This is a genomic window from Desulfosporosinus meridiei DSM 13257, assembly GCF_000231385.2.
GTDB classification, from domain to species: domain Bacteria; phylum Bacillota; class Desulfitobacteriia; order Desulfitobacteriales; family Desulfitobacteriaceae; genus Desulfosporosinus; species Desulfosporosinus meridiei.
In genome coordinates this window covers 2,142,404-2,160,287 of sequence record NC_018515.1, presented here as the reverse complement: position 1 = coordinate 2,160,287, position 17,884 = coordinate 2,142,404, and the positions used below count along the sequence as shown (strand labels likewise).

The 17,884-nt window shown below is 40.4% G+C and carries 13 protein-coding genes and 1 pseudogene; all 14 read right to left on the bottom strand.

Annotated features, from left to right (window positions below; translation table 11 throughout):
- Positions 1-21: 21 nt before the first annotated feature.
- The 14 genes and pseudogenes from DESMER_RS09920 to DESMER_RS09860 all read right to left on the bottom strand — a co-directional run bounded on the left by DESMER_RS09920 (position 22) and on the right by DESMER_RS09860 (position 17,477).
- Positions 22-420 (bottom strand): hypothetical protein, encoded by a 399-nt coding sequence (locus DESMER_RS09920; protein ID WP_014902910.1) that lies wholly within the window; start codon positions 418-420, stop codon positions 22-24.
- Between the two features lie 14 nt (positions 421-434).
- A complete protein-coding gene (locus tag DESMER_RS09915; RefSeq protein ID WP_014902909.1) occupies positions 435-3,260 on the bottom strand; it encodes an RHS repeat domain-containing protein in 2,826 nt (941 codons plus the stop codon).
- On the bottom strand, positions 3,251-3,868 hold the full coding sequence (locus DESMER_RS09910; protein ID WP_014902908.1) for a hypothetical protein: 618 nt from the start codon (positions 3,866-3,868) through the stop codon (positions 3,251-3,253). The genes DESMER_RS09915 and DESMER_RS09910 overlap by 10 nt, the downstream gene beginning before the upstream one ends.
- Positions 3,869-4,051: 183 nt before the next feature.
- Positions 4,052-4,465, bottom strand: a complete 414-nt coding sequence (locus DESMER_RS09905) for a hypothetical protein (protein WP_042333636.1) — start codon at positions 4,463-4,465, stop codon at positions 4,052-4,054.
- 1,047 nt (positions 4,466-5,512) lie between these two features.
- Complete coding sequence (locus DESMER_RS23765; RefSeq protein WP_014902906.1) at positions 5,513-5,674, bottom strand: hypothetical protein; 162 nt, start codon at positions 5,672-5,674, stop codon at positions 5,513-5,515.
- A 181-nt stretch (positions 5,675-5,855) separates the two neighbouring features.
- The gene (locus DESMER_RS09900; protein ID WP_052314843.1) at positions 5,856-6,428 is read right to left on the bottom strand and encodes an RHS repeat-associated core domain-containing protein; all 573 of its coding nucleotides are present in this window, start codon (positions 6,426-6,428) and stop codon (positions 5,856-5,858) included.
- Positions 6,429-6,736: 308 nt separating this feature from the next.
- Positions 6,737-7,288, bottom strand: coding sequence for a hypothetical protein (locus DESMER_RS09895; protein ID WP_014902905.1), 552 nt, complete (start codon positions 7,286-7,288; stop codon positions 6,737-6,739).
- Positions 7,289-7,302: 14 nt separating this feature from the next.
- Positions 7,303-10,875: an RHS repeat-associated core domain-containing protein gene (locus DESMER_RS09890; protein ID WP_042333635.1), complete on the bottom strand. Its 3,573-nt coding sequence runs from the start codon at positions 10,873-10,875 to the stop codon at positions 7,303-7,305.
- A gap of 24 nt (positions 10,876-10,899) precedes the next feature.
- Entirely contained in the window at positions 10,900-12,834 is a 1,935-nt protein-coding gene (locus DESMER_RS09885) for a DNRLRE domain-containing protein (RefSeq protein WP_042333633.1), read from the bottom strand.
- Between the two features lie 64 nt (positions 12,835-12,898).
- Positions 12,899-13,078 (bottom strand): annotated as a pseudogene (locus DESMER_RS09880) ((Fe-S)-binding protein); the annotation flags it as partial.
- A 538-nt stretch (positions 13,079-13,616) separates the two neighbouring features.
- Positions 13,617-14,027 (bottom strand): hypothetical protein, encoded by a 411-nt coding sequence (locus DESMER_RS09875; protein WP_014902903.1) that lies wholly within the window; start codon positions 14,025-14,027, stop codon positions 13,617-13,619.
- Between the two features lie 337 nt (positions 14,028-14,364).
- On the bottom strand, positions 14,365-15,612 hold the full coding sequence (locus tag DESMER_RS09870) for a polysaccharide deacetylase family protein (protein WP_014902902.1): 1,248 nt from the start codon (positions 15,610-15,612) through the stop codon (positions 14,365-14,367).
- 27 nt (positions 15,613-15,639) lie between these two features.
- Complete coding sequence (locus DESMER_RS09865) at positions 15,640-16,302, bottom strand: TVP38/TMEM64 family protein (protein WP_014902901.1); 663 nt, start codon at positions 16,300-16,302, stop codon at positions 15,640-15,642.
- A gap of 8 nt (positions 16,303-16,310) precedes the next feature.
- On the bottom strand, positions 16,311-17,477 hold the full coding sequence (locus DESMER_RS09860) for a UDP-N-acetylglucosamine--LPS N-acetylglucosamine transferase (RefSeq protein WP_014902900.1): 1,167 nt from the start codon (positions 17,475-17,477) through the stop codon (positions 16,311-16,313).
- Positions 17,478-17,884 lie beyond the last annotated feature (407 nt).

The window sequence follows — 17,884 nt, the reverse complement described above, 5'->3', positions numbered from 1 at the left end:
TTTTTACTTAAAACATTTCACTTAGATCTTAGAAATAATATATCGAGTATTAATTAAAATATTTGGATACAAAGTTTTGAAGTCTATAAAACTGATTTTCTCCTTATTTACTTTTTCTGGCTTAACACAGTAACTGCTTATATCTCCTGGAATATCTAACATAAGAACTGTAACTAAACAATCATTTTCAATTGCTGCATTAAGGAATGCCACTACACTTTCTTTATAACTGGCGCTGAGCAGCTTACAAGAACACCCTCCCTTAGTTAACCAAAAGGTACGATATTTGTGCGAATTTAAAACCACTTTTAATGACTCATTTTCCAAAGGCTCTATATATAAATCCAATGGTGCTATTAAACTAATTTCTTCATTCGGCTTATTTTTAACACCAAAACCGACTGCAATAAACATACACATTTAGAAATTCCCCTTTACCAAAGAGAATGACCCGGTGGCTTCTGTTTTCCTTTTCCATGCCAGTGAGGTCTTGATCCTGGTTTTTTATGAGCTTGATCTTTATAAACCTTTCTCCATGCTTTTTTTGCAATCTTTTTCGCAGCTTTCTTACTACCACTTATGACATTTTTACCTCTTCTAAGCAATTCAGCCGCGCGTTCTCGCGATACTTTCCGTCCTAATATAACTCCTCCTTCATCAGGAAGTGTCGCCTCCCTGTGTTCCGCATAGTATCTATAACTAAGAACAACTGAATAAATAGTGAGAGCTCCAAGCAAGAACCAACCAGCTGGTCCAATAGCTCCGAGAGTAATGGCCCATTGCCCATCCGGATCAACATTGTTCACAGGATCATCATTACCATAAGCATAAAGGTTCTGACTTATCGGATTGTCCTGATCCCCACCATCAGGATCCCTAGAAACAAACCTTGCAGTCTCCGGATCATAATACCGAGCTTGCAGATAATACAACTGAGTCTCGGTATCATAGGCATAACTCGCATAACGTATCGGTTGCCCCGCCACTGCAGCGTTTTCAGTGACTGACAGCACCTTACCCCAAGGATCATAACTATAGCTTGCAACAAAATTACCGTTTCCATCCATAATCCGGATGACATCACCGCGGAAGTTGGTGACATAATAGAAGGTCGTTCCGCTGGCATTAGTCATGCTCACCGGTTTTCCGTCGGCCCAGGTGAAGGTCCAAACAGTCGCCCCACTGCCATTGGTTATCCGGATCAAGTTCGTCTCATCATAATGATAGTTCATCGTGCTTCCTACGGTCTTAGTTTTGCGCAGACCATTCGGATGATACGTATAACTGGCCAGAACAGTATCGCTGAGATTTTTAACAGTCGTCAGCTGTCCTTGCTGATCCCAGGTATATTTATATTTGTTATCCTGGGTCAGATTCCCTGCATCATCGTAGAGATATCCGATAACTTCATTCACTTCATTGAAAGTAAGGTTCAAACCATGGGGATTTTTAAGGTTTCCGGCTTTGTCATAATTATAGGTTACAGTGTTGGTACCGTTATTCCAGGAGGCAAGCCTTTTGGCAAAGTCGTAAACAAACGTGTGAGTAGTGCCGTCTTCTTTATAAGTGTTGACCTGACCATTGGCATAATAGCTGTTCTTGAGATCAAGCTTACTGCTGCCGATTACCGTTTGACCTGTTAATCTGCCGGCATTATCAAAGTCCTGATAGATTTCGGTAGCCCCGTTCTTGATCCGGCTTTGAGCTCCCTGCTCATTGTAGAAGAACTCGGTTAATCCACCTCTAGGTCCTGTGGCTGTGGTCATTCTGCGCAGTTCATCGTAGGAAAAGGAGGTTATTTGACTCATCCCGCCCATAGTTTCCGTGTACTTAACCCGCATGCCGTTGGAGTTTCCGGGTGTTTGTCCGTATTCATTGGTCAACGTAAAGCTGTTGCCTGGCTCTGCCGCTGTCAAGACGCGATGGTTGGCATCGTAAGAGTAGGTGTATTTTGTCACACCGTCTGCCAACGTCATTTGCGTTTTGTCATCAGCAAAATTATAGACATTGGTAAATTGTTTTACGCCTCCGACATACGTTTCCAGCAGCCGGTTTTTCCGGTCATAAGTGTAGCTCTCCGATTGGACGGTATTCGCCCCTTTACCCCTGATACTGGATTTTAGGTTGCCGTTCTCATCGTAATCGTAAGTGATAAATTTCCCTAAAGGATCTGTCTCAGTTACAGCCTTATTAATTGCGTTGTAATCAAAATTAGTAACACGCCCATTGGGGTCCGTTCTGGACTTTAAGTTTCCTTGAGCATCATAAATATAACTGGTCTGAATATCTTCAGCGAGGGTCGGGCCTTTTAAAGTGGCACTCTTGAGTTTATTCAAGAGATCATAGACAAAGCTGGCCTTCTTGCTGCTGGCATCGGTAGAATCCAGCAGATTACCGTTGGAATCGAAATTGAAGCTGGAACGGTTGTTTAATTCATCCGTTGTTGCTGTGACAAAGTTTCCGGATGAATCATAGGCCTTTTGCGACAGGGAACTCCGCTCTTCCAGTTTGATGTTGTCAAAATAAACGGCTCCTGTCTGGTTGTAGTAAAGGACATAGACCTTAGCCTGGTAAAAAGCTTTCTGGGCGCGGATCGTGCTTTTGAGCATCTGCCACTGATTGGCTCTGGATTTGTCAAATTCCTGGATGAAGACGTCTTCCGTTCCATCGTTATACCTCAAAACCACATCCAGCGCGAAGTATCCTCCGGAGGGATTGGGATTGGTTGAGTAGGCCCAGCCGGATATGGTTAGGGGATCATTGGCATTACCCTGCACTTCGACATACTGGCCTAGATTTTTACTGGCAGTGTTTCCGTTGAGTTTTAAGGAATAGCTTCCTCGTTTAGCTATTTCTGAACTTTTGCCGTCTCCCGTTCCCAAGGAAGACATGGTCCAGTTTTCAAGGTTCCCCCACTCCAGACTGGCATTTTCATTGGAATAGTAGTTATCCAGCACCCTTCCGTAGACCAGTTCTGCTCCATCAAAGTAGACCGTTCCGGCTCCGAGAATGCGCAAGTCTATTTGAATCGCGGCCGTATTAGCCGGGGCTTTGAAGTAAGTGGATAATCTGGTCCAATCCGTTGTACCGCCAATAGTCTTAGAATCATAGATTACCAAGTCTGCACCGTTATAAATATAATTTCCGCTAGCATCTTTAAAATAGACTCGAAAATTAGCGCCAGTACCTGTTACGCCTGAAGTCTTGGCATAGACGGATAAGGTATAATCTTTATCTGTCTCATCAGCGGCTACAGGCACCTGTTGCGTAAAATACCCGCCTCCGTCCGTAGGAGATAGATAGATTTTTCCTGAACTCTTGCCAAAGACCTTTTCCGCGGCACACTGTATTGTCCAACGTCCCGATTATTCCAGGAGACTGGCAGTCCGCTTTGTACTATTTCAAAATTAGAATTCGGGATACGGTTGTGGGTTGCCCTGGTAGGGCTTATGCTGGTTAAAGTGTTACCATACTTATCATAGGTGTTGTAGTCGGTCAGACCAAGGTTATTTGTGGAGGAGCGAAGGTTACTCTTAGCATCATAAAGGTTGTCGTAGGTTGTGCCATTGGTCTCTACCTTGGTAGGATTGGATTTGGCATCGTAGGTGTTACTGACCCCTAAATTATTGGGGGAAGCTGCCTGAGTGAGGTTTGCGTTGCCATCATAGGCCCCAGTATGAGTAGAACCGCTGGCCGCACCGGTGTCTTTATTCGGCTCGATAACTTTGGTCAGGGTATTTTTGTTCCATTCATAATTCGTCGTTGCCGGTTGGGTTCCTTGGTAATCCTCAATCATTTGAACAACATTTATTGTCGGCAGGTTCAGGTTAGAGTTATTTTTTGTAATAGGTTTTGAAACCTTTAGCATCCGTGAAAACCGTTTCAGTAGCACTTGGATAAGTAATAAGGATTTGACCGGATTCTGTTAATCCGGTCAAATCCTTGGATGGTACGATCCCATTTTGAGGCAAACCCCACACTCGAACAGAGTTCTGTGAGACCAATGAGGCCATTTCCTACCAAACACGGATGTAGGGAAAAAGTTTAGTTTTTACTCTTCAACATTATAAAAGAAAACTTTTGTAAAACGTTGGACTATTTTTTTCTCTAGGATTCCATATTCTGCGAAATAGGTTTGTATTGGAGTTCCCTCATTATACTTATTGACCGAATCAAGAAATATTTTGTACTTAATTTTTAGATCATCGGAAATTTCACCATAATCCATCCCGAGAGATTCAAGATCCTTTTTGATAAAGTCCTCTAAGGTATACGGTTTTACATTTTTTACCCATCCGTACTTTGATGGGACTCTACCCTTAATTGACACAAAAAAACTATCATCTTTTTTAACCCATTTCGGTACAAGATCATGAGGAGAGGAAAACACTAAAAGCTCTCCGCTATCAGAGTAACAATGATTTTTTTTACTATTTTTTGCTGTTAATATCTTTGAATAATTCAAATCAACACCCCCACAAGTACTTGAAAATACTTTACCTCCATGGATGATAATGCTTATGGATTTTTATGATCCCTAATTGTTCTTAATCTCATATTTGAAGGAACATCTTTTCCGCCAGCTGACAGGGCTTTAACATGATCAACGTTATACCCTAGTAAGATAAGTATAGGGTATAGGGTTTCAGCTTTACCACCGATAACTCCAACAGTTAATGAGACAGCAGCCCATGCTCTGTCAGTACCGGACAAATCTATAGGGGACGTAACGCATCAAGTTTCGTAACGCCCCCTATAACTATTATAATTTAATTTGTTGTATCATTATCAAAGCCAATTAACTATACTTATAATCACAGCTCCAATCAAGATAAAACCGATTATAACAGACAATAATATATACAGCTTACGTTTTTTTGATCTTTCCTCTGGAATATCAGTTGTTAAATAAGAAAATAACTCAAATAAGAAATCTAACAAAATTACATCACTCCCATAGATTTAACTTCGCGAATAAATTAACTTGCTCCAATTTATTTGAAGTATCTTTTCACACTATATATTTACCAATTCCCCATCCGGATCTACATTGTTCTAAGAGTGATCTAATTAGTTAGATTACTTTAATTACCTCTAAGTATTGGGAGAAGAGTACAATCCTAAAGCAAAAATAACTAAAAATACAAAAGTAATTCTTAGTACAACATTAAAGTCTTGATTTTTCCAAGTAATTACCAAAGATATAAATAAATATTATGCCTGTAAGAAAGAGAGTACCAAAAACACTAATAGTTTAAGTAAAATCTTAGTTATATTAATCACCTTCTTCTATTTGCGCAAAAAAATGTGGGAGAGTAATTATTGCTGTTTAGATTACTCCCCCTTGTATCCCTCACTGCTCTGTCTTATGATTAGTCTTTAGTTTTCGTATGAATTAACCTTATAGTTATAGTTTGCCCTTCTTCTGTAACTAACGCATTTTTACCCATCTCTACCCATCTCTAATGTCTATATTTATAAAACGGTATGACATTGTGTTTTTTGAAAAATGTTATATAAAAAGAATAATCAACCCATAAATAACGGCAACAACAAATAGTAATAATAGCACGTATTGAATTAAGTTAACATACCACTTCTTACTCGTTCCAACGGATACTCCCGTTGAAAATATCGACATAGCAAGTTCCAATAATATATCGAGAAACCCCAATTTTGGTTGCCTCCTTTTTATTACTTGGATCGATACTTTTTGTACTTACTTTTGACCCAGTTAATTTTACTTGTATAAGGGTACCATCGTTTAGATTTTTTTCTAGTTGCAGCATTTACCAAACCATTAACCACTATCGATTTGGCCTGATATGAATATTTTAATGCTTTTTCTGCTCGGGTTATTGGCTCCAGAAAACCAGGTTTATGATATTTAAATAGTCCTGGAACTTTAGACTATTCCCAAAAACTCCAGCAGATAGCCCCCCCATTAAGGCTGCTGTGCCCATAGTAATAGCTAAGTCCCTTCCTGAAAAGTCTCTTAGACCATTTCTAACTTCTAATCCATATAAAGCTCCTGAAATCGTTGCACTAACAGCAGCTCCAATTAACCATGCCCATTGTCCATCCGGATCCACATTGTTCACCGGATCATCATTGGCATAAGCATAGAGATTCTGGCTTATCGGATTGTCCTGATCCCCACCATCAGGATCTCTAGAAATAAATCTTGCAGTCTCTGGATCATAATACCGAGCTTGCAGATAATACAACTGAGTCTCGGTATCATAGGCGTAACTCGCATAGCGAATCGGTTGTCCTGCAACAGCAGCATTTTCAGTGACTGACAGCACCTTACCCCAAGGATCATAACTATAGCTTGCAACAGAATTACCGTTTCCATCCATAATGCGGATGACATCGCCGCGGAAGTTTGTAACATAATAAAAGGTCGTTCCGCTGGCATTAGTCATGCTCACCGGTTTTCCGTCAGCCCAGGTGAAGGTTCAAACCGTCCCCCCACTGCCATTAGTTATACGGATCAAGTTCATCTCATCATAATGGTAGTTATTCGTCGTGCTTCCTACTGTCTTAGTTTTGCGCAAAAAAATGTGGGGGAGTAATTATTGCTGTTTTGATTACTCCCCCTTGTATCCCTTACTGCTATAGCTTATGAATAGTTTCTAGTTTTCGTATGAAGGCACAAATAACAGTCAGTTCTACCTAAAACATAATTGAGATAAAATGGAATTGCCATCAAACCAGTTACCTTAAAATATTATTAATTACATGATTTTACTACGTCATTTACTAAAGAATGATCAAAGCTGGATCCGTATGAGAAAATTAAATTATCACCATCATGCCCTTTTATAAATACAGAGTTAGCATAATTTTTCTCAATAATACCAATTCCATACAGTTCAGGTTTTATACTATAATAAGTTCTCTCAAACTTTTGCCAATTTAACGTATTTGTTGGATTATAAAATAAAAGCCCCTCAAAAAACTTCCACATCTTGATAATTTGGTCAAATATTTTATCTGTGACTTTTATTAAGCCTATACTTTCTAGATGTTCTTCGCCACGTTGCTTTTTTAATGAGTATAGTCCATTTTGCTTAATAAATTCAGGCACTTCAATTCTATACCTTTGAACCTCTTCATCCTCAAGGAAGTAATTTTCTTTAAAAAACTCAAAATAATATTCATTACCCTTCGTAAGCTTTTTTATTATATATTTTAGTTCTTCAGCTATAGAATCATTGTCTATATCAATGTCTCTTATCGTTAGTATATTGATATTATTATAGTTTTCTTTGAATACTCTCATATTTTACATCCTTTTTACTTAGGTTTTCCCCATCTCAAGGGGTTTAAACTTCTATGGATTTTCCGTGCTGCCTTGCCTTTTCCCCAATGGCCATGCAACCCTTTGGGTTCATCATAATCTATTCTAAATCGTTTTCTCACACTAATTAATGTCCCTCCATTTGTATTGGGAGTCTTATACATTAATTCAATATTTTTGCCTATTTTATATCCATATCCATTATTCCCATTAAATAAAATTCTTCTTGCTAAGTTCCCTCCTACTTTGCCAGCTATCTTAAGTCCACCAGCAGGGAGAGCCCCCAATAAACCAGCCTTTGCGTATCCCCATGTGGTCCGTTCTGAAGCCGGTGTTGTAAAGTGGTAAATAGCTGTACCCACAGCTGCACCAATTAAAAATGCCCATTCCCCATCCGGATCCACATTATTTACCGGATCATCATTGGCATAAGCATAAAGATTCTGGCTTATGGGATTGTCCTGATCCCCACCATCAGGATCCCTAGAAATAAACCTTGCAGTCTCGGGATCATAATACCGTGCTTGCAAATAATACAACTGCGTCTCGGTATCATAGGCGTAACTCGCATAGCGAATCGGTTGCCCCGCCACTGCGGAGTTCTCGGATACAGACAGAACCTTACCCCAAGGATCATAACTATAGCTTGCAACGGAATTACCGTTTCCATCCATGATGCGGATGACATCACCGCGGAAGTTGGTGACATAATAGAATGTCGTTCCGCTGGCATTAGTCATGCTCACCGGTTTTCCGTCAGCCCAGGTGAAGGTCCAAACAGTTGCCCCACTGCCATTGGTTATCCGGATCAAGTTCGTCTCATCATAATGATAGTTCGTCGTGCTTCCTACTGTCTTAGTTTTGCGCAGACCATTCGGATGATACGTGTAGCTGGCCAGAACTGTATCGCTGAGATTCTTAACAGTCGTCAGCTGTCCTTGCTGATCCCAGGTATATTTATATTTGTTATCCTGGGTCAGATTTCCTGCATCATCGTAGAGATAGCCAATAACTTCATTCGCTTCATTGAAAGTCAGGTTCATGCCATGGGGATTCTTAAGATTTCCGGCTTTATCATAATTATAAGTTACTGTGCTGGTACCGTTATTCCAGGAGGTAAGCCTTTTGGCAAAGTCGTAAAGGAAGGTATGAGTGGTTCCATCTTCTTTATAAGTGTTGACCTGTCCATTGGCATAATAGCTGTTCTTAAGATCAAGCTTGCTGCTGCCGATCACCGTTTGACCGGTTAATCTGCCGGCATTATCAAAGTCCTGATAGATTTCCGTAGCCCCGTTCTTGATCCGGCTTTGAGCTCCCTGCTCATTGTAGAAGAACTCGGTTAATCCACCTCTAGGTCCTGTGGCTGTGGTCATTCTGCGCAGTTCATCGTAGGAAAAGGAGGTTATTTGACTCATCCCGCCCATAGCTTCCGTATACTTAACCCGCATGCCGTTGGAGTTTCCGGGTGTTTGTCCGTATTCATTGGTCAACGTAAAGCTGTTACCTGGCTCTGCCGCTGTCAAGACGCGATGGTTGGCATCGTAAGAGTAGGTGTATTTTGTCACACCGTCTGCCAACGTCACTTGTGTTTTGTCATCAGCAAAATTATAGACATTGGTAAATTGTTTTACGCCTCCGACATACGTTTCCAGCAGCCGGTTTTTCCGGTCATAAGTGTAGCTCTCCGATTGGACGATATTCGCCCCTTTACCCCTGGTACTGGATTTTAGGTTGCCGTTCTCATCGTAATCGTAAGTGATAAATTTAGCTAAGGGGTCTGTCTCAGTTACAGCCTTATTAATTGCGTTGTAATCAAAATTAGTAACACGCCCATTGGGGTCCGTTCTGGACAGTAAATTTCCCTGTGCATCGTAATTATAGCTGGTCTGAATATCTTCAGCGAGGGTCGGGCCTTTTAAGGTGGCACTCTTGAATTTATTCAGGAGATTATAGACAAAGCTGGCCTTCTTACCACTGGCATCCGTAGAATCCAGCAGATTACCGTTGGAATCATAATTGGAGCTGGAACGGTTGTTTAATTCATCCGTTGTTGCTGTGACAAAGTTCCCGGATGAATCATAGGCCTTTTGCGACAGGGAACTCCGCTCTTCCAGTTTGATGTTGTCAAAATAAACGGCTCCTGTCTGGTTGTAGTAAAGGACATAGACCTTAGCCTGGTAAAAAGCTTTCTGGGCGCGGATCGTGCTTTTGAGCATCTGCCACTGATTGGCTCTTGATTTGTCAAATTCCTGGATGAAGACCTCTTCCGTTCCATCGTTATACCTCAAGACGACATCCAGCGCGAAGTATCCTCCGGAGGGATTGGGATTCGTTGAGTAGGCCCAGCCGGATATGGTTAGGGGATCATTGGCATTACCCTGCACTTCGACATACTGGCCTAGATTTTTACTGGCCGTGGTTCCATTGAGTTTTAAGGAATAGCTTCCTCGTTTAGCCATTTCTGAACTTTTGCCGTCTCCCGTTCCCAAGGAAGACATGGTCCAGTTTTCAAGGTTCCCCCACTCCAGACTGGCATTTTCATTGGAATAGTAGTTATCCAGCACCCTTCCATAGACCAGTTCTGCTCCATCAAAGTAGACCGTTCCGGCTCCGAGAATGCGCAAGTCTATTTGAATCGCGGCCGTATTAGCAGGAGCTTTAAAGTAAGTGGATAATCTGGTCCAATCCGTTGTACCGCCAACAGTCTTAGAATCATAGATTACCAAGTCTGCACCGTTATAAATATAATTTCCGCTAGCATCTTTAAAATAGACTCGAAAATTAGCGCCAGTACCTGTTACGCCTGAAGTCTTGGCATAGACAGATAGGGTATAATCTTTATCTGTCTCATCTGCTGCTACAGGCACCAGTTGTGTAAAATACCCGCCTCCGTCCGTAGGAGATAGATAGATTTTTCCTGAGCTCTTGCCAAAAACCTTTTCCTGGGTACTCACACTGTATTGCCCAACGTCCCGATTATTCCAGGAGACTGGCAGTCCGCTTTGTACTATTTCAAAATTAGAATTCGGGATACGGTTGTGGGTTGCCCTGGTAGGGCTTGTGCTGGTTAAAGTGTTACCATACTTATCATAGGTGTTATAGTCGGTCAGACCGAGGTTATTTGTGGAGGAGCGGAGGTTACTCTTAGCATCATAGAGGTTGTGATAAGTTGTCCCATTGGTCTCTACCTTGGTGGGATTGGATTTGCCATCGTAGGTGTTACTGACCCCTAAATTATTGGGGGAAGCTGCCTGAGTGAGGTTCGCGTTGCCGTCATAGTCACCAGTGTGAGTAGAACCGCTGGCCGCACCGGTGTCTTTATTCGGTTCGATGACTTTCGTCAGGGTATTTTTGTTCCATTCATAATTCGTCGTTGCCGGTTGAGTTCCTTGGTAATCCTCGACCATTTGAACAACATTTATGGTCGGCAGGTTAAGGTTAGAATTATTTTTGTAATAGGTCTTGAAACCCTTAGCATCCGTGAAAACCGTTTCAGTGGCACTCGGATAAGTGAGCTGAGCAAACATGGGGAGTTGTTGGGTTGACCTGGGATCAGTAACTTTAGACACCTTGTTAGCCGCATTATACTCGATCTAGCCAACGTTCCCTTTAGCATCCGATACGGTAAATAAGCGATTATTGGCATCATAATTAAAGTTAATTGATTTGGCATCCGTGGTTCCGTAAGCATAGGTGATTGAACTGAGCTTGCTTAAGCCACTGATTTCATAATTGAATTTCGTCTGAGTTCCTTTCAAATCAGTGAGTCCATCGAGCAAACCATCGGGGCGGTAAGCAAGAATAATCTCGCGGCCCGTCGTTTCACTGCCATAGCGTTCTTGAATTTTGACAATGCGCCGGGAATCGGGTGCAGAAGAATCGAAGACATATTTTACTGTGTTTCCTTTTTCGTCAACGATTTTATAATTCCGGCCATACTGATCAAAGTACAAGACCGTTTCATCCGGCTGTTTAATGGTGTATTCGCTGCCGACAGCCGTTAATTCGAGATAGTTACCCTCGGGAGCGGTATAACTGGTCGATGTATCTGTTTGCAATTTCGCAAAATGGTTTCTTGTTCCATCTTCATCGAGATATTCAATAATGCTTTTGTCACTATTAAATATCAGCCGTTTTTGGGGGCTGAACGTCCAGCCATAGCCCCAAGCATCCTGATAGGAGGACCGGCTGTTGTAGACCATTTTAAGATTAAAAGCGTTTACCCTGCTGTTTAGATCCAAAACGGGAATATCATAAACAAAGTTCCCATTGATGACGTTAACGACGCCGGTCCCTTCGCCCTGAAATATGTCAGGGGTAAATTTCCAATAATCCGCTAAACCAAGAAATTCTTTAGATCTAAAGGAGATGACAAGTTTTGGTTTACCAAGGGGAGTTCCATCCGGATTAATCCAATCCGAGGAATAGAAGCTCCTTCTTGTATTCGAGTTTTCCTGGCTGTCGGCATATTTAAAAATCACCCCATTATTGGCTTGAGGGTTAGCGTACCATTCTTTAATAAGACTAGTAGCTTCAAAATAATTATAGCCTGTAACTAAACTTCCTAATGTAGATTCGGCAGAGTAATTAAAGCTTGGCAGTGCATTCCACGTTACTTTGTCATGAGCCCATCCACTTGTTGTCACCTTATGCATCTCCACCGGAGCAACCTGGGAATAAGCGTGGTATTGATAAAGTCCTATTTGACCACCGAGTACTTCTGCATTAGGAATATCCGGTAACTCGGGCCATTTAACCAAGGAGCGTGTCGCCCCAATTGTGGCATCGTGACCGACATAGAGATAACTGGTATTATAGTAATTCGTGTCAGAGTATGCACTGGCAACGTAGGTATCCTGGGCATTAAAGTAATCGATCCACGGGTCTATAGTGACTGGATAAACCGTTGCCTTGTTTGTCAGAAAAGCTTCGTCGGCTGTGATGGTTAGAATAAATCCGTCTTTGGTTGGAGTTATATCTTGAGTGACTTCTTGAGATATTACCCCTTCTGGCCCGGCTTGTTTATTGGAATCAAACATATATGGACGAGGAATGTTAAAGAGATATTTTCCACTTGATTTATCTAGGAACTCTATGGAGCCATTCGATTTCTTGCTGGCTTTTAGCCCGGATCCCCTGATTACAAATTCAAACGTATTTTTCCCTTGGTAAGATTCCAGGATAATATTTTCCTTTACTTTTGAACCATCAACAGAGTAGTCAAAGGTTACTCCAGGATAGAGATTAACAAACTTTGCAGTATTGTCTTGGAATTTCCCCACTGTATCCTGAGGATTAGAAATAAGTTTAGAATTATTACTTTGGGCATTTGACAAACCAAACGTAATGTCTTTACCATCGATAGAATAATGAAAAAGGCTAGTTAACTCTTTCGCTTTAGGGTTCTTAGGGAAGGATACTTTAAACTTGTTGGCTCTGTTGGTAAATGACTGACCATCAGCAGCCACTTCAAGGGTATTATTGATATCCACCCAGCGATCTTCGTACAGGTAATGAATAGGTTCCATATAAACTTCTGCAGATAAGGTTCCATCGGGATTACCGAATACTTTAGTTGTTTCATTGCGATACCAGAGCTACTTTACGTATAAACTTGCGCGGATCCTGATCTTTATGAAGATCACTATAAATACAACCGGCAGTACACATACCGCAAGTAAGGCAATTAGAGAAATCGTAGCCATTTAATAATCCTGCTATTTCTTCACGTAAAGTTGGATCTAAATTTTTAACTCTTATTGGTTCCCGCAATCTTACTGCACCTCCAACATTAATTTAATAGTTCAAGCGTACATGGAATATTAGACCGTTTTTCACCTCACTCCCTTAACAAGAGCCCTTGGAGATTTTCCTTGCTGCAGTCCATATGAGCTCAAAATCTATGTTAAAAAATTAACAATCTAACTAAGAAAGTTAGAAGAGGTGACTTTCAAGGCTCACTGCAAGTTTTGGGAAAATACAGTGTCTCAAACGCTTTAATATGAACAAGAAAATCCCATTAGTTATTGACATATGTCCTTATAAACAATAATACTCCATTAAAGACATATGTCAATAACTAAAATTCAGAATTTATCTCAAAATGATTAAATTGAAACAACTAAAGAGTTATTTCAGTAATTCTTAGATTGCTGAAATAACTCTTTGATTTCTTTTCTGCTTATTACGCATTTGTATTAGGAAGCTAATGTGAAATTATGCCCTTAAAGCTAGTTGTTATGACAACTATGATGGAATTGTTTAGGGAACTTTGACAGCGCCCACCTTTTTCTGTGGCTCACCTTTGTCCTTATAAACTTTTGCTTTTCAAATGCCTTATCGAAACCTCATGTTCGCCTAAGATACCTTTTATGTGTTTCGCTTCATCAACATCATTTCGGATAACCTTCTCTAGTATACTCGTTTTTTCATTTACATAGTGGGTAAGTGTTTCGAATTGCTGCGCAGTTTGTTCCCTCAATGAGGTTACTCCCTCGGCAACCGTTTTTATCTGCTTTTGTACCTCCTCCAATAGTATGCGGTTGCTATCAACTTCAGATTTTATCGTACTAATTTCGCCTAATAGATCAGCTCGCGTTAGCGATATTTCAGTTGATAGGTCAGCTCGCGTTTGTGATATTTCGCTTGATAGATCAGTTCGCGTTTTTTTGATTTCGCCCATTAGTTCGTTTAACATTTTCAAAACTTCTTGTTCTTCCATCTTTATTCATTCCTCTTTCGTAATTGTTAGTCTTTTAACCCTCAATTACTGGATTACACTATTTGTGTAATTAAAGCTAATTTCTTACCTTTATCTTAGCAAAGAAATTCAGCAAATCCAACCCAATTCTTTCAATGGCTTGGTCAAATCTTCCAACCCTTATATTCTTCCTGCTCGATCTTCCTTGTCGACAAATTAGCTAAGTAATGGCCTATTGGGCAGTCCCCCCTGACTAACATCCAACGGAATAAAGCTAGAGTTCTTTTAATCATAGGTCTTATATTCATTCTCAGAAATCAGGGCAGGTTTTATGATTATCCGTTCTACTGTCAGCCTTTTAATTTAACCATCTATAAATGAGTTCGTCTCTAGTAATAAAAACGAGTTTTGGATAGGTCTTATTCATTTTTTGAGCTCTTACTTTACCACCTGGGTGGTAGATTTTCAAAATAAACCTCTGAAGAAATGCTATTAGACGAGTATTAAGGGTAATAGGCACATCATTTACTTCAAAGCCCAGTCCTTTAACTCCACGATGGATTAGGGTTAAACCTAGGAACACTTTGATTTCAGCATAATTTGGATTTTGCTTGATATATGCAGCAACCTCTGAAAGAGAAGATCTAATTTCACGCAAAGCTTTCAGAGCAATTAACTGGCTATCGGTCTCTTTACCCATAAAGCGGGCATTATCAAAGTGTATTTCCCCGACTATGTCACCATCCTTAGCCAATAACCGCCCTTCTGAGGAATAAAGGGTTGGTCCTTTGTATCTTTTTTGAGAAAGACGCAGGAGATTATTGGCACTAATCCTCTCAATTTTATATAGTTTTGCAAAACCGTTCTCCCACATTTCCCAAAATCGATAAGTTAAACGCCGTGTCATTGACCATGTTGGAATCTCTAACTTTATAATGGGCAGTTTTTGCTCTTCCCCAATACGTCGGCATAGAATTTCTACAGCTTTAAGAGTATTTTCTGGCGCTTTCATTTGCCCTCCTGAGTCGTGTAAGACAATGATAGATCCTTCATTTATATGCTCAAGAACACGGTTGGCAATTTGATCTGGTTTATTACAAACTTTCCAATCATGACCCTCACTTGTCCAAAGCACAGCTTTCTTCTTACGTATAATGATCCAAAACCATAATGCCAAATTAAAAGTTCCCCAAGGTGGCCGTATCCATTGCACTGGTTTTTCGGTAATTTGTTCAACCGCTGCAACAGCTTCATCCCAATGATGCCAAGTTGTCCAAGGAGACTGAAACCAAGCATACCGATGCTTCAAACTATGAACACCAATTTGGTGACCTTGGGCTAAGATAGCCTTCAGAAGATTGGGATTTTGTTGAGCTTTTTCTCCGACCACGAAAAATGCAGCAGGAATATTATTGGATCCTAAAATATTCAGCAATTGGGGAGTGTAGACAGGGTCTGGCCCGTCATCAAAAGTAAGGGCTACACCCGAAGAATATTGTCTCTTCCAACTTCCTATACCAAGACGATGGAGAAATAAGTCAGGAAGAATGGCATACACAAAGATACAGAGTAGGATTCCAAATGGGAGCCAAAGCCACCAACTCATTTTTGTTCACCTCAAAATTTTAACAACTCAATTAGGTATTTTCTTTCGATTTAAGAAGTAGCTGATACTCCAAAAAGCTGCAATGGCAAGGCCTCCAATTATTAACCAATACCAGGTGTCCTTAGCAACTCCCAAGAATACTAAAGCTGTTCCAACATAGTAAGGAATAATGGTGACCATCTGGGTCCAAAGATAGGGCCACAATTTAATTGAGGGAATTAGGCTTGCAATATAATTAACAGCGAACGCGGGAATAGGTAGGAGACGTGCAATAAGCAATCCATAGGTTCCTCGGCGTTTTACCCATTGATTAACCGTCTCGAAACGCTCTTTGCTAATAAGCTTATCGAGAAGAAATTGACCATAATGCTTAAGGATAAAAAAAATAATAAGAGAGCCGACGTTTGAGCCAACCCAAGCCAAAAGTGTTCCCCAAAATACTCCGTAGATTTTAAGATACATTAACACCAACCCTTCTGAGGGAATTGGTGTCATACAGAGTAAGGCCATAAGAAAGATAGCGAGTAATACCCCTAACGGGCCAAGACTTTTTATCAAGGAAGAAATAGCATTATGCCGATCTAGATAAAAGAAGGCCACGATAAAGAAGATAAAGACAGCTACTATTACCATAAGAACCCAACTGGGTTTTTTAGAGCAATAAGTTTTGTTAGAAATCCTTTGTTTCATATTTTCTCCTAAACAGCAGGATTTGCACCTGCAGAACGAGTTGATGGCATCTCATAGATTAGATTAAGAATGGCTTTGACAGCACGTTCGGCTGAGTGCCCTGGAAAGGCGTGTGCTGAAGAGGACCTCATTCGCTCAATAATATGTCGATTTTCAATGAGTTCCTTAATAAAATTTAGTAACTCTTGCTGGGTATAAGCGATTTTCCCAGCTCCGATAGCTTCGATATAGTTTGCATTATTTTCTTCTTGCCCAGGAATAGGTTTAAATATAATCATGGGTAGATGCTTCGTTAAGGCTTCAGACACAGTTAGTCCACCAGCCTTTGTAATTATCACATCTGATGCTGTCATTAATACATCTATGTTATTAACGAAATCAAGGCGTACAATGGGATTACTAGCCTCTTCTATTACTGAATCTAGTGAGCGATAAAGCCGCTGATCTTTGCCGCAGACGACAATCCCTTGAATAGGTGCATCAGTGTTGGCAATATATTTACACATCCACTTTACGTTACTAAGAACACCGTAAGCGCCCCCCATAATTAAAAAGGTAAATCGATCATTTTTGAGCCCTAAACTTTGCCGTGCCTCAGAAGGATTTAAGATACGGTCAAAATTAGGACTCACAGGGATTCCTGTAACTTTAATAGATTTTGAGTTAATTCCTCTTTCAACAAGACCATCCCGTACCTGTGGGCTGCCAACAATATACAAATCAACGCCTGGGTGAATCCATTGACAATGAGTCGTATAGTCAGTTATTACGGTTACTAATGGAATATTTAGTTTACCTATGCTTCTGAGCTGAGCAAGCAGTCCAGATATGGTTGGGTAAGTGCAAATAATAAGGTCAGGCTGCAAACTATAAATGTATTTAATTAATTGTTTCCGGCCAATGTTATTAATAAGTGTCTGAAATATAGAATCGTGCGTGAGGTCTTTAGTGCTTTGGTAGAAAGCACCCCAAAGTTTTGGTGCACATTTAATCATACTAATATACGAAATCCTAATCATTCGATTGACTGCATTGTTGTATAGCCCCATGAAATCCTCATGAATGACTTCTACTGAAGGTTTTATATCTTTAAGGGCCTGTATTAATGCTTCTGCAGCCATAATATGACCCGCTCCATACGTTGCAGAAAATACTAGTACACGCATTGACCTCATTTTAGCACCTCCCAAATATCGATAATAAAGTTCTATAAGAAGTTTCTTTAACACTCTTTTGTTAATTTTCGCCTCTTAAGTAAACCACAAATCTTTAATTCTCCTTAAAATTCAATTCTGCACGTCTTTTCAATTTATTAATGGATCTACTTTTCCCCTTATTACGCTAGAATAACCCCCTAATTAATCGTTAAGGGCAGACTAAGTTAAGAAAAAATCACTATGTTGGGCTATCATGTGTCCTTTCGCCTGCACTCTTCCTCTCCAACTTCCAAAGCTCATCAGATTCTTTCCATCGCACGAATAAGGAAGTCCCTGGAGCATTCAGTTAATATAGCGAATCTACTTATTTAGATAGCGAGTTCTTGCTAAAGGAACAACTAAAGAGTTATTTCAGTAATTCTAAG